Raw genomic sequence first — 13428 nt, forward strand, 5'->3', positions numbered from 1 at the left:
ATGTTAAGCGATTATTTGAAAAATAATATTCAATTTTTGGATAGCGTATCATCCTGGGAGGAATCCATTCAAATTGGTGCTGCACCTTTACTGACAAAAAATAAAATCACCAGTGAATATGTTCAGGAAATGATTAGTAACGTGAATGAAAATGGTCCTTACATTGTGATAGTACCTGGAATCGCGATGCCTCATGCGCAAAACCAGGGCAGTGTGCTGGAAACTGGAATTTCACTGTTGAATTTGAAAGAGCCAGTACTATATCCAGAAAACAAAGAAGTGAGAACGATTATAGTTTTAGCAGCTGAAGACAGTGAAGGGCACCTGGAGTTAATTTCAGATTTGTCTTCTGTACTAATAGACGAAAGCACAATGAACGAGTTTAAAAATGCTCAAAGTGAAAATGAAATTCTCGAATTATTAGACCGGGAAGAGTAGTTATTTAAAATAAAGGAGGAGTTAACATTGGCTAATCCGGAGATGGAAAGTCCCGCGAACTCGTCTTCCCGTTCTGCGAGGGCGAAAGTTCAGGCATTTGGCGGTTTTCTGACGAACATGGTCCTGCCCAATATTGGTGCGTTTATTGCGTGGGGGATTTTAACAGCTTTATTTATCCCTACAGGCTGGATGCCCAATGAAAATCTTGCAAGCATTGTTGATCCTGCTATTAATTATTTATTGCCGCTGCTATTAGCTCATACTGGAGGAAAGCTTGTAGCTGGTAACCGCGGTGCTGTAATGGGAACAATCGGTGCTATTGGTCTTATTGTAGGAGCAGACATTCCCATGTTTTTAGGAGCCATGATTGTTGGTCCTTTAGGTGGTTTAGTTATTAAGAGGTTTGACCGGTTAGTAGAAAATAGAATTCCCGCCGGGTTTGAAATGATTGTAAATAATTTCTCGATAGGGATTTTAGGCTTCTTATTGATGATATTCTCATTTAGTTTTATCGGTCCCGTCATTGAAGCAGTTAACAATGCTATTACGGTAGCTATTGAAGCGTTAGTTGCGACAGGCTTTCTTCCTTTACTATCTCTTATTAATGAACCGGCGAAAGTATTGTTTTTGAATAATGTTATCGATCAGGGGATTTATTATCCATTAGGGTTTCAAAGTGCTGCTGAGACAGGGAAATCGATTTTCTTCACCGTCGCTTCAAATCCTGGTCCAGGGCTCGGGCTGTTGTTAGCTTTTACAATATTCGGAAAGAAAACTGCCAGACAGACGGCCCCGGGTGCTGCAATTATTCACTTCTTTGGAGGGATACATGAACTATATTTTCCATATGTATTAATGAAACCGATTACATTAATTGGTATGATTGCAGGGGCGATGACAGGAATTGTAGTATTTAGTGCCTTTGATGCCGGCCTGGTGGCAGGGCCGAGTCCGGGGTCAATCATTTCCTATTTAGCTTTAACTCCGCGAGGAAGCTATATTGGGATTATCCTGGGTGTAGTCGCCGCCGCCGCAGTTACTTTTGTAGTCACTTCGTTTTTCCTGAAGCTGGACAGAAAAAAAGATAATGATGAGGATCTAGCAAGTTCGATAGAAAAATCAAAAGCTATGAAATCCGAGGGAAAGAAAGTATTAAACTTTTCCAATGACAATGAAAATAAAAATGAGATCAGCAAAATCTCTTTTGCCTGCGATGCGGGAGCTGGAAGCAGTGCGTTAGGAGCCACCACCTTCCGGAAAAAATTACAAAAGAAAGGGATCGAAGGAATTGAAGTGAAGCATTATCGTATTGAAGAGGTTCCTGAAGATACAGACTTAATTGTTGTGCATAAAGACCTTTCTGATAGAGCGAGGAATGCAAATAAGCACGCCAATATTGTAACTATAGAAAACTACATTAACGATGAAAACCTTGAAGAGTTATTAAATGAATTGGAAAGTGAACATCAGAAATAATAGAAATTGCTGTTAAGCCGGGCATGTCCCGGCTATTTTTTTATGATGAGAGGGAAATACGTTTTATACCATATCTTTGTTATTTCGGTTCGCATTATTTTATAGTATGGTAAAGTTAAGAAAATTTATTAAACAGAAAAGAGTGGGCACTGGCATGGCAAGCATTAAAGAGGTGGCAAAAAGAGCAGGCGTAGGATTGGGCACGGTGTCCCGTGTCATAAATAATAGTGGTCCTGTCAAAGAATCTACAAGAGTGAAAGTGGAACAAGTTATTGCCGAGCTTAATTATAAGCCCAATGAAGTAGCACGCAGTTTTAAAAGAAAACAAACACAGACCGTGGCACTTATCGTGCCTACGCTCTGGCATCCGTTTTTCTCCCAATTTGCATACCATACGGAAAAGTTACTGTCGAAATTCCACTATAAAATGATTGTATGTAATTCTGAAAACAAAGTAGAAAATGAAATAGAGTATATTTCAATGCTTGAGCAAAATAAAATTGATGGGATTATTGCTATTACTTACAGCAAAGAAATCGATCAGTATATATCCAGTCATCTCCCGATTGTAAGCATCGATCGGCATTTTACAAATGACGTTACGTATGTCAGCAGTGACAATAAAGCGGGAGGCAAAATAGCTGCGGAAGAACTTCTTCGCCGGGGAAGTAAAAGCCTGGCTTATTTAGGCAGTGTGTCAGAAATTAAGAACGAATCATTCAAACGGTTTACTGGTTTTGAGGAAGAATTGAGAGAGAGAAATTATTCATTTGAAAAAATGATCATAAATGAACCAGTGGATGATATTAGATTTCATGTTCGCCGTTTTCTTGAACAAAATAACGAAATTGATGGCATTTTTGCGATGAACGATAAGTGGGCTAAAATCACCATTGAAATACTGCATGAATTAAATAAAAAAATCCCGGAGGAAGTTCAGGTGGTTGGTTATGACGGCCTTGCTTCCAGTAAAGATGATGAATTAACCTTTTCCACCATTGTGCAGCCTATTGCAGGCATGGCAGAAAAGGCGGTTGAACATTTGATTCACGATGCTAAAGCGAAAGAGGAAGCGAAGCAAATCATCTTACCTGTTTCATTTTATGCCGGAAATAGTACCAACGAATTTTATGTTGACAAGTACAATAAAAGAAGATAATATTTAAAATAATAAAGCGCTTCCAAAAAAGCCTTTATTTTTTACCCCAAAAAGGAAACGTTTCCACTTTATCCAGGAAAGGTTCCCTTTTATTATATCTTAAAATGGAAACGTTTCCGTTAAATTGTTTAGGAGGTTAATTGATGGCTAAAAATGCAAAAAAAGTAGCTGAAACTATTCTCGCCAGCATTGGGGGAGAAAAGAACATCCGAAAATTATCCCACTGTGCTACACGCTTACGTTTGGAATTGCATGACGATAAACTGCTTAATAAAGATCGGTTAGAAACGGTGGATGGCATTAGCGGTTACTTCTTCAAAAGTGGACAGCATCAAATTATTTTAGGCACTGGTTTCGTGGATAAGGTATTTGCTGAACTAATTCGTATGGGAGTGAAGGAAGAATCGGAAAGCGGTGAATCGGTTTCCGATTCTTCCGAGGCAGACGAAGCAGGAGGGAGGAAGTCCTCTTTCCAGCAAATGACGAAAACATTTGCGAATATTTTCATACCGATCATTCCCGTTCTTATTGCGACAGGACTGCTGATGGGGCTTCGGGGGCTGTTAGTAGATGGTCTGGGCATTGAATTATCAGACACACTTCTGAACCTTTCTCAAGTATTAACAGACACTGCCTTTGTCTTTATTCCCGTTTTAGTTACATGGAGCGCTATGAAACAATTTGGCGGGTCCCCTATTATAGGTATCGCTTTAGGTTTAATGCTGGTTTCTCCTGTGCTCCCGGATAAATGGGACGTTACTTTTGGCGACGCGGAACCATTGATTTTTTCACTGCCCGGTTTTGATATCCCGATTACTGGTTTTCAAAGCACGATTTTACCAGCCGTATTCATGGGATGGATAGCAGCGAAAATTGAAAAAGCGGCAAAAAAAGTAATACCGGATCTATTGGATTTGTTATTGACTCCGTTTCTCACCCTGCTACTTTCAATGTTACTTGGGCTGGTTATTGTCGGACCAGTGATTTTAAGTATTGAAGAAATGCTTTCTTCCTTTATTCTGTTCTTTTTCGAGCTGCCATTTGGCCTTGGTGGAGTTGTATATGGAGGGCTCATCCAATTTTTGACCATTACAGGAATGCATCACACCATGGTGCCGATTAGCGTACAGATGGTGGCAGAATCTGGATATGATCTTATTAATCCAATCGGTACTGCTGCAATCGCAGGACAGGCTGGGGCAGGATTAGCTGTGGTTTTTCATCAACGAAACAAAATTAAGCGAACCAATATGGTGGGATCAGTCATTCCTGCATTTTTTGGTATTACAGAACCGGTTATGTTTGCGATTAATCTGCCGAAAGTCAGCCCGTTTCTCCTCGGGTGTCTTGGTGGGGCTGTAGGCGGATGGCTGGCATCTTTATGGGGATTAGCCGCTGCCGGTACTGGCACAACAATGCTTCCAGGCGCACTTTTATACCTTGGAGACGGATTCTTTCTGTACATTGTGGTAATCCTTGTAGCTCTGAGTACATCGCTGCTCAGCACGCTCCTCGTTTTTCGCGAACCATCACCAACGCAGCAGGAAGTCTCAAAAGTATAAACACGTTGTGAAGAAAGGATTGTTTTGCCGTGCTATCACCGATCGACTTTACGAACCGAAAAAACCGTTTTCTTTCCATGCAGGATATTTCTGCTGATTATGTAATAGAGATGAAAAACAAAGTCAGCAACGATCCTTATTATCCCAGTTACCATATTGCACCTAAACATGGGCTGCTGAATGATCCTAATGGTCTCGTGTACCATGAAGGCCGTCATCACATTTTCTATCAATGGTTTCCACTCGGGCCCGTGCATGGTTTAAAACATTGGTATCACGTATCTACAGAAGATTTCATTACATTTAAAGACCACGGCTTAGCCCTGGCTCCAAGTGAAAAATTTGATTCTCATGGTTGCTACTCAGGATGCGCCTATGTAAAGGATAGCGAGGTACATGTACTTTATACAGGAAACCATTTAACCGAAGATGGGCAAGTCGAACAAAGTCAAATTCATGCTCTAATGAATCAGGAAATGGAGATTTCGGACAAAGCGCTCGTTCTCCCGGAGCCGCCAGACCATTTTAAAGAAAATTTTCGTGACCCTTTTATATTTGTTCATGAAGAAGAATATTATATGCTGGTCGGTGGCGAGCAAACAAATGGCTGCGGGGCGCTGGCTGTTTATAAAGGAGAAAGTATTGAGGACCTTCATTATCAAGGAGCATTACAAACAGGATTTGGTCAGCTGGGATTTATGTGGGAGTGTCCGAATTACTTTGAGGACCATGGTCATGGGGTATTAATTTTTTCTCCCCAGGGCGAGATGCCAAAAACGAAATACGATTATAATAATGTGTTTTCCTCAGTATATGCTGTAGGGAATCCAATGGACAAAAAAACGATGTTTTTTGACGCTGTGGAATACCAGGAAATAGACAAGGGGTTTGATTTTTATGCCCCGCAAATATACAAGGATCATAATGACCGCCGTATTTTAATCGGGTGGCTCGGCAATTCTAAAAGTGCTTACCCTACCGACAAAAATATGTGGGCCCATATGCTGACCCTGCCCAGAGAAATTCATGTTAAAAATCAACGCATGATTCAAACTCCTCTGGAGGAGCTGCAGGAATTACGCTCTTTTCAGGAAACTATCCGTCCGGTTCATGAGATACAAAATGGCTCTTTTGAATTGGAGATACAAATTGAAAAGGACTTTGAAATTAGTTTTATGAACAGTGAAGGAGATGCAGTTGTTTTTTCCTCGAATGGAGAAGAATACTGTTTGAATCGTTCCCAAATGACACAATTATACGCCGAAGCATACGGAACGGTTCGTTATGCTCGACGCCAGATGAACTCTAGTCATTGGATTAGAATCTTTACAGACCAATCGAGCCTGGAGATATTTTGTGATAACGGAGAAACTGTGTTTACCAGCAGATTTTTTATTGAAAATTTAAATACTATTAGGTCAACTGGAGTGACAGGGTGGCTATATGGATTAAAAGCTATTCATATGAGTGAAGAGTAGTTTATTTGATTCTTATTCTAAACAACAATTAAATAAAACAGAACGCAGCAAAAAGTATACTGCGAAGCCTGCCACGCTGGGGGAGAATTTGTAAAGTCCACCTTCATATTTACAGTCATCGGCTATAAAGAGATGTATGGTGCCTCCCGAGAAGGACCGTGATTAGTTTTAACAAGGTATACCCTGAGAAGGAAAAGGTCATATATGAACCGATGTCAGACCCTTATGAATTCATTGCACGAAAAACCACACGGGCTGACAGGTAGTGAACTTTTCCCTGTGTCATCAGGCGCGTGTCATTCTGTTTTGCGGCAGACAGTAAACAGGGACCGGAAACAGACGATATAAAGAGTAAGGACGTCTGGGAGGGATACAAATGCCAGCATCTTATGAACGATGCCTGCCGCCACAGCGCGGAGGCTCGATGTTTTTTGAAAACGACGAGTCTCCGGCGGACCTCGCCGCCTACTTTTCCACATACAAAGAAAACCAGCCGGATAATGTATATACGTGAATCCTCGTGGAAAGCACCGGGCTTTGAGTATGTGTTTCACTTTCTGGCTATTCGTCGTCATAGGGGGATCCTGTATTTCCTTTACCTGTTATTTATGGGCGTACTGATTGTCGACAGCTTCGTGGCGATAGATCTGCCGTGGCCGGTGCTGGGCGTTTGGTTGTTATTTATCAGCAGTGGTCTGTATTGGATGCAACTGGGAGCCCGGCGTCGCCAGTCGGTTCCGCTGACGTTCTTTGTGATGAGCTGTATGGGCTGGTGGGCCGGCGCTGTTCTTGTTACCGGGGGTTTGGATAGCCCATTCGTGCATTACGGCCAGGTGTTGTGGGTATTGAGTGCCCTATCGGCGTCGATTCGGCTGAATATCGTGGGTGGGATAACTCTGGGGTTGACGCTGCTGATTAGTCTGGGCAGAAGCCCTGTAACGGGAAGCGACGTGCTGGAGACCGGCAGCGTTGTAGCGATTCACGGGTTGACGCTCGCCTTTGGCGTGCTGATAGCCGTGGCAATGCAGCGGTACCAGGCATGGATGTCCCACTGGCAGGAGCAGGCGCACACCGATCATTTGACCGGACTGGCAAATCGGCCCGGATGGTTGGCCTGGTGGCAGCGCATCGCACCAACGAAGGGCTGGCTGAGAGTCATGGACCTGAATAACTTCAAAGCTTTGAATGATACGTACGGTCATGAGCGTGGAGATCAGGTTTTGGCGGCGGTCGCCGAAGAGCTGTCGAATGCCTTGCCGACGGAAGCTTTTGCGGCCCGCATTGGCGGGGATGAATTTTTGATCTATCTTCCGGGCGGGCAGACGGAATCCGAAGCAGGGGAAACCGTACGCCGGTTGACCCTGCGTGCGGGCCAGGCGGTGCAGCTGCCGGTAACAGCAGCGCTGGGGTTAGTGCAGGTGACCCCGGGGCATTGCGACTTTCAAGAGCTGTATCGGCGGGCAGATGCCCATATGTACGAGCAGAAACAGACCCGGGCGTCTTTTACCGTGGATGCTTCGACCCAGTCCCGAACCTAAATGAAACCTCCCTCAGCGTCCGCGCTGGGGGCTGTTGTCGTGTTTCAGCTACGGCTCGTGGAGGAAAAAAGAATAAGCTGGAAAAGAAGATTTTGGCAGGACTCTTTTAGACTTTTTCCAGTAAGCAGCATCGCCAAAGGAACTCTTCCTAATAAAGCGGGTATGCTCAAATATTAAAATAAAGACGAGCAGGTAGGAAACCTACGATACTCGCCTTTGCTCCCTTTTATCATGCCATTTATTTGAAACGTCTGACTGAAGCTTTTAGTTTTGCCCCACGAATAAAGAATAACTGTTCACCCTGGCATGAAACGATACTTACGCCTGGGGGACTACTTTTGCTACTTGTACGGCCCATATAACGTTATAAATCATGATTACGATCTGAATAAATGCAATGGACGAAAAGAGGAGCCAGAAAAGAAACGAGTACATAAATACACCGTCGGACAAGTATACCCAGAAGCTGAGGCCAAGGAACATCAGTGCGGGAATCAAGTGGGAAATCAGGGCCCTCCTGGCATGGGACCGGGAAAAATCGTCCCCTGCGATGAGAACAATCAAGGGCAATAAAACTGGGGCAAAAAACACGCTAATATAGGAAATAATAGAAGAAATTTGGGAGGACGTCATCGAAATCACCTCCTTTCGCTAAGCTAGAGGCAAGTTCTGTTCCTGGTTAGCTTTATGGAAGTCGGACTTCAATTGGCTGGGATATTTCCTGCAGTAGGCAAGGGAATATTCATCATTCATCGGCTTCATGTGTTTCACCACACGGCACGGTCATGAAAACATGAAGAGTGGGGCGGATATAAAAGGTGATAAATCCATTCCTCGAATGGCATGGCGTTGGGGTGGTCATTGGGAAGAGGAGCGAGCAGGGACGTGCTGCAAAATAAACGTATAATAGATGGGCCGTCATGCGGCGAAGGGGAATCGACACTCTCTTTTCCTTATTTGAAGCGCCTGTGGTAACTGCATGGAAGAGAAGAGGAAGTTGTAGGTTTATGCCAGTAAAGAAGTCTCGATAAACTGTATACATTGAGAATATAAGGGAGGCTTCCTGTCTTGTTAATTTCCAGTATGCAGGTTTGAAAATGATTTTCATCCACCCAAACAACGGATGAGAGACTCATCCTAAATGCTCAAGCTAACTATTTCTATTTGTACACGGGAAAATCATCCATACCATTTGTCTCGTGCGCTAAAGCAGGAAAATTGTCCTTAAATGAATCATGGGTCATTAGTCATTTGATTTTATCGTGTACCAATACTGCCCCCAATAAGAGTTAAAAACACCATGGTGGTTTTATTTTTCTATCTTCTCCTAACATAAGACTTAGAGTGCTATGGAAAACTACCCATTTACTCTGGTTTTTTCAGAAAACAATTCAAAGTGATTGATATTAATGTAAGGTTTAAAAAACAGAAACGACAGAAAGAAGCTGGCTTCTTTATTATGTCTTAAAAAAAGCCATTCAAAACACTGCCTGGAGATTGGTGGCAAGGCCATGACTCAGTTGAAGAAGGGAAGCTGCCAGCAGCAAACTCATAGAGGTCATTAGCTGTTTTTGTCTGCGTATTTCTTTTGGTTTTCGGTATTCCCGAAACATTATGATGCCAGCGACAACAATAAGTAAAAAGCAAACAGCGTATATGATTATGCTAATTCCACTCATGCTGTCCCTCCTTTATTGGACTTCTCCCCGTGTATTTTAAATGTATCCCCTTTAAGTTACAATCATTTCCATCAAAGATTGCTTTGCAAAATTTTTGCTTGCTTGAATTTATTACATAAATAATATGGGGAAATAAGAATAGAAAATTTTCATTATTAAAAACAGAAAAGTTTCATGAAAACTTGAAAATCTGATTTAAATATCAGACAGTTTGTTAATAGGTACAGGTCATTTAGGAGGTGGTTTTGGATGAAATTTGAACGTTTATTGGGGCTGTTTGTTGCCTTCATTGTCGTTTTAAGGGTGTTTTTTCTCGATGCCCGGGCTTCACTTCCTTTTGTTATTCTACTGGTCATAGCTGTTGTCGCAGGCGTTGTCGCAACGTTCTTGGGACATAGGATTTTTCGCCAGAAGAAAACATAAAAGAAGAAGCAGGAAGGAAACAGATGCTTATCCTGCTGTGGTGGCGAAGAATTGTTTCATTTTTTCGCATTGCTTTGTATTATCATTTACATCGATGTCGATGCCTGGTTGATCAAAGCAACGGAACAAGTCTATCCGTATTTTTCGGCGATGGTAATTGGAGCACTATATGTATATGTGCCTAAATGGAAGGCCCGCCGGAAATATCGACATGCTGGAGAAAGAAGCATTTTTTCTAATCTACACCTGTGTGAATATTCATTCATCTACTAATAGGTTAACTATAGTTCATATCGGGCACGGTCTATGGCATTTTTAAATAATTGCTTCAACATGAAGCAATTATTTAAATTTGTTTTTTTACATACAGTTACTGGCGGAAAAATAAATTCATTTTACTATATAGCTTTGAAATCGTTTACATTTTTTGTATTAAGTGATAAATTTAGAACTGTAAGATGAGGATAAAGAAGGGGGTACATTTATGGTGAAGGTTTAGCAGGACAAATACTGTGGGAGGTTGGACATGGAGATTATTTCATACAATGATTTAAAGAATATTATTACCACTGGAGATATTATTTCCGTCGCAGCTTTATCTGTCGGAAATTTACCAGCAGAAATATTAAAACATATAGTTGAAGAGTACGATGAAACGGGAAGCCCGGATAACCTTACATTTATCATGGCAAATGATATAAGTGATTACGAGGATGGTATTGATCTTGATGCTTTCGTTCAGCGGGGAATGATCAAACGGTTAATAACAAGCTTACTCACAGCATCACCAGCTACTATTGATGCGATTAAAAATAATGCAATTGAGACGTATTTTTTTCCTCAGGGCATTCTCGCCGTACAATATCGGAATCACTCCGTTTCCTCTCCGGGGATGATTACAAAAATAGGTTTAAATACAAGTGTCGACCCTAGAATTTCGGGCGGAACGGTTAATGATGCTACTAGCGAGAACTTAGTCTCTGTATTAGAAATCAAGGGTGAAGAATATTTACACTATGACTTCCCTGGCATTGATGCAGCCCTTTTACGGGGAACTTTTGCTGACGAAAAAGGGAATATTTTCATGACTCATGAGTCCCATTTGGGAGAAGGGTACAGTGTAGCGGCTGCCACGCATCAAAATGGTGGTAAGGTGATTGTTCAGGTTAAAGAAATTGTTCAAAGCGGCAGTTTTCCCCCTTATGATGTATTTATTCCCGGTGAACTGGTGGATTACGTGGTTATAAATGAAAACCCCGAATATCATAAGCAGGTGATGCAGGCTTATTATGATCCAGCTTTATCAGGCCACTACCGGGTGCGTGATATACAGGAGCAGCCTATGAAGCTTAGCTCCCGTAAAATTATTTTAAGACGGGCTGCCCAGTTTTTAAATGAAGGGGATGTAGTCAGTATTGGTTTTGGTATAAATAATGAGCTGCCAAATGTATTGATAGAAGAGCAGGCGGAGGATTTGGTGCAGCTGAATATTGACACCGGCATATTCGGAGGAATTATCGGCAGCAAAGACCGCTTTGGAATGAACTATAACCTGGACGCGAGAATGCGTCATGAGCTGACTTGGGATTTTATATACCATGGCGGCCATGATATAGCCTATCTCAGTTTTGCGGAAATCGACCGGCTGGGAAACGTCAATGTCTCCTGTTTTGGTAATAAAATGAGCGGAAGTGGCGGGTTTATAGACATAAGTCAAACTGTGAAGACTATTATTTTTTCGGGAACCCTGGTTGCGGGCAGCCAATCTTCTTGTGAAAATAACCAGTTGATCATTGAACAGGAAGGTCACTCGCATAAATTTGTAAATAATGTACAAAGTGTAGATTTCAACGCAGCGTATTCGAGAGAACTGAATCAACAGGTTTTTTATGTGACTGAACGCGCTGTATTCCAATTAGTGGAGGAAGGCTTAAAATTAATTGAAATCGGTCCGGGGTTGGATTTACAGAAGGATGTTCTATCAAAGATGGATTTTGATCCTATTATTTCTGACGAGTTGAACATTACGGATCAAAATATTTATCAAAATGACTGGGGGGAATTGAAGCAATCGATCCAACGTCGGAATCATATTGATAAAGGAGAAGATAAATATGAATTATGATTGGATTAAAACAAGATCAGATTTTGACAAAGTGAAAGCAGCGGTTATTGATCCGGGCAAGGGCACAGAATGGTCGTACCAGGATTTAAACATCCGTGCAGAGAATTTAGCGAATTATTTGCAGGATCAGGGAGTAAAACGCGGGGATGTAATCGGTATATTCGCACCAAATGATGTTGCGATACTGGATTTGCTGTTCGCCTCTTTTAAACTGGGGGCCGTTTTCCTTCCTATTAACTGGCGGCTGAAATCTTTAGAGATTGAAAGCATTATTTCGGATTCTAATGCCAGGCTGATTTTTTACGCCTCCAATCATCTGGAGTCCTTGAGAGGAATACCCCAGGACCTGATCCATATGGATGTCGATTCGCCGGAGTATGATGACATTGTTAATCCCGAAAACCACCGCCCGTTTAAAAGTGTCGATGTAGAAAGCGACGACCTTGCATCTTTAATATATACGAGCGGGACAACAGGATTACCAAAAGGGGTTATGTTCACTTACGAGTCGTTTGTCAATAACATGATCAATACCGCATTGACGTATAAAACACATGCCGGTTACACAACGATTGTATCAACTCCAATGTTTCATGTGCTGGGATTTAATGATTTGTCGCTGCCGTTATTAATGGCTGGCGGAACATTGATTCTGCATCGCTATTTTGACGGGAAGGAATTAAATGATCTGATGGTAAAATACCAGCCCGATTATTTAATGCTCATACCAACTATGTATTACGGCATGCTGGCAGCTGGTAATCTTGATATTCAGGGCTTCAAAAATATTGAGTTCTTAATACAGGGTGGATCTTCACCGCTTCCAGCTGTACAGAAAAAATTTGAAAGTATGGGTTACACATTAGTCAACGGCTACGGTTTAACTGAAGCTCCGCTTGTTATGGTTAATACACCTCATAATGCAATGAAAAAACCAATGAGTATTGGCAAACCTGTCATGTATATGAATGTGCGTCTGCTGGATGAAAATCATAACGATGTTGAAGCTGGTGAAATTGGGGAATTGGCCATCCACGGTAAAAACGTTACACCAGGTTATTGGAACAAACCGGAGGAAACAGAAAAATCATTTGCAGGCAGGTATTTCTTAACAGGTGATTTAGCCAGGCAGGATGAAGATGGAGATATCTTTATCATCAACCGGAAAAAGGAGCTCATTATTACCGGGGGTGAAAATGTTCTGCCTTCTGAAGTGGAAGGTGCATTATCAGAACATCCGCTTGTGAGGCAAACGGTGGTAGTGGGATATGAAAGTCCTGAATTTGGAGAATCTGTTTCTGCAGTAGTGCAATTGAAAGAGGACGATCCGGATTTCGAAGCTAAACTGGACAAACATGTGAGAGAGCACCTGGCAGGCTACAAAATACCGCGAATGTACTTGAAAGTGAAAGATATACCATTAAACTCAACCGCAAAACCTGACAGAATAGAATTACAAAAAATGGTGAATCAAAAAGCACAGGAAGCAAATCAGGAAAACGAATTGCTTTAAGCGATTTTGAAAACGCTATCAGAATATACTGGAGGCT

12 protein-coding genes are annotated in these 13428 nt (G+C 41.9%); 10 read left to right on the forward strand and 2 right to left on the reverse strand.

Annotation, left to right across the window (positions count from 1 at the left end):
- From BLV22_RS01650 to BLV22_RS14890, 7 genes are all read left to right on the forward strand, one after another.
- Positions 1 to 438 (forward strand): PTS sugar transporter subunit IIA, encoded by a 438-nt coding sequence (locus BLV22_RS01650; RefSeq protein ID WP_091610500.1) that lies wholly within the window; start codon positions 1 to 3, stop codon positions 436 to 438.
- 42 nt (positions 439 to 480) lie between these two features.
- Positions 481 to 1914, forward strand: a complete 1434-nt coding sequence (locus tag BLV22_RS01655; protein WP_091612231.1) for a PTS mannitol transporter subunit IIBC — start codon at positions 481 to 483, stop codon at positions 1912 to 1914.
- Between the two features lie 154 nt (positions 1915 to 2068).
- Positions 2069 to 3073, forward strand: coding sequence for a LacI family DNA-binding transcriptional regulator (locus tag BLV22_RS01660; protein ID WP_091610502.1), 1005 nt, complete (start codon positions 2069 to 2071; stop codon positions 3071 to 3073).
- A 143-nt stretch (positions 3074 to 3216) separates the two neighbouring features.
- On the forward strand, positions 3217 to 4635 hold the full coding sequence (locus BLV22_RS01665; RefSeq protein WP_091610503.1) for a PTS transporter subunit EIIC: 1419 nt from the start codon (positions 3217 to 3219) through the stop codon (positions 4633 to 4635).
- A gap of 29 nt (positions 4636 to 4664) precedes the next feature.
- Positions 4665 to 6113 (forward strand): glycoside hydrolase family 32 protein, encoded by a 1449-nt coding sequence (locus BLV22_RS01670; RefSeq protein WP_218130589.1) that lies wholly within the window; start codon positions 4665 to 4667, stop codon positions 6111 to 6113.
- Positions 6114 to 6489: 376 nt separating this feature from the next.
- The gene (locus BLV22_RS14885) at positions 6490 to 6627 is read left to right on the forward strand and encodes a hypothetical protein (RefSeq protein ID WP_176967589.1); all 138 of its coding nucleotides are present in this window, start codon (positions 6490 to 6492) and stop codon (positions 6625 to 6627) included.
- Between the two features lie 289 nt (positions 6628 to 6916).
- Positions 6917 to 7651: a GGDEF domain-containing protein gene (locus tag BLV22_RS14890; protein ID WP_176967590.1), complete on the forward strand. Its 735-nt coding sequence runs from the start codon at positions 6917 to 6919 to the stop codon at positions 7649 to 7651.
- A gap of 318 nt (positions 7652 to 7969) precedes the next feature.
- Here the strand turns inward: BLV22_RS14890 and BLV22_RS01680 are convergent, their stop codons facing one another.
- Together BLV22_RS01680 and BLV22_RS01685 are read right to left on the reverse strand one after the other, a co-directional pair.
- Positions 7970 to 8284 (reverse strand): hypothetical protein, encoded by a 315-nt coding sequence (locus BLV22_RS01680; protein WP_091610507.1) that lies wholly within the window; start codon positions 8282 to 8284, stop codon positions 7970 to 7972.
- Between the two features lie 845 nt (positions 8285 to 9129).
- On the reverse strand, positions 9130 to 9330 hold the full coding sequence (locus BLV22_RS01685; RefSeq protein ID WP_091610508.1) for a hypothetical protein: 201 nt from the start codon (positions 9328 to 9330) through the stop codon (positions 9130 to 9132).
- 249 nt (positions 9331 to 9579) lie between these two features.
- On the opposite strand from BLV22_RS01685, the gene BLV22_RS14895 reads away from it, so the two are divergent.
- The 3 genes from BLV22_RS14895 (at position 9580) to fadD (ending at position 13391) form a co-directional block, all read left to right on the forward strand.
- A complete protein-coding gene (locus tag BLV22_RS14895) occupies positions 9580 to 9753 on the forward strand; it encodes a hypothetical protein (RefSeq protein ID WP_176967591.1) in 174 nt (57 codons plus the stop codon).
- Between the two features lie 526 nt (positions 9754 to 10279).
- Positions 10280 to 11878, forward strand: a complete 1599-nt coding sequence (gene fadX / locus BLV22_RS01690; protein ID WP_091610510.1) for a fatty acid degradation protein FadX — start codon at positions 10280 to 10282, stop codon at positions 11876 to 11878.
- Positions 11868 to 13391: a long-chain-fatty-acid--CoA ligase FadD gene (gene fadD, locus BLV22_RS01695; RefSeq protein ID WP_091610511.1), complete on the forward strand. Its 1524-nt coding sequence runs from the start codon at positions 11868 to 11870 to the stop codon at positions 13389 to 13391. Before fadX ends, fadD begins: the two co-directional genes overlap by 11 nt.
- Positions 13392 to 13428: the final 37 nt, after the last annotated feature.

The sequence above is a fragment of the Marinococcus luteus genome (genome assembly GCF_900106595.1).
Taxonomy (GTDB): Bacteria; Bacillota; Bacilli; order Bacillales; family Marinococcaceae; genus Marinococcus; species Marinococcus luteus.

Excerpts from the sequence above, each read along its gene's own strand:
- BLV22_RS01650 (WP_091610500.1), top strand. The coding sequence starts at position 1 with ATGTTAAGCGATTATTTGAAAAATAATATTCAATTTTTGGATAGCGTA.
- BLV22_RS01655 (WP_091612231.1), top strand. The coding sequence starts at position 481 with ATGGAAAGTCCCGCGAACTCGTCTTCCCGTTCTGCGAGGGCGAAAGTT.
- BLV22_RS01660 (WP_091610502.1), top strand. The coding sequence starts at position 2,069 with ATGGCAAGCATTAAAGAGGTGGCAAAAAGAGCAGGCGTAGGATTGGGC.
- BLV22_RS01665 (WP_091610503.1), top strand. The coding sequence starts at position 3,217 with ATGGCTAAAAATGCAAAAAAAGTAGCTGAAACTATTCTCGCCAGCATT.
- BLV22_RS14885 (WP_176967589.1), top strand. The coding sequence starts at position 6,490 with ATGCCAGCATCTTATGAACGATGCCTGCCGCCACAGCGCGGAGGCTCG.
- BLV22_RS01680 (WP_091610507.1), bottom strand. The coding sequence starts at position 8,284 with ATGACGTCCTCCCAAATTTCTTCTATTATTTCCTATATTAGCGTGTTT.
- BLV22_RS01685 (WP_091610508.1), bottom strand. The coding sequence starts at position 9,330 with ATGAGTGGAATTAGCATAATCATATACGCTGTTTGCTTTTTACTTATT.
- BLV22_RS14895 (WP_176967591.1), top strand. The coding sequence starts at position 9,580 with ATGAAATTTGAACGTTTATTGGGGCTGTTTGTTGCCTTCATTGTCGTT.
- fadX (WP_091610510.1), top strand. The coding sequence starts at position 10,280 with ATGGAGATTATTTCATACAATGATTTAAAGAATATTATTACCACTGGA.
- fadD (WP_091610511.1), top strand. The coding sequence starts at position 11,868 with ATGAATTATGATTGGATTAAAACAAGATCAGATTTTGACAAAGTGAAA.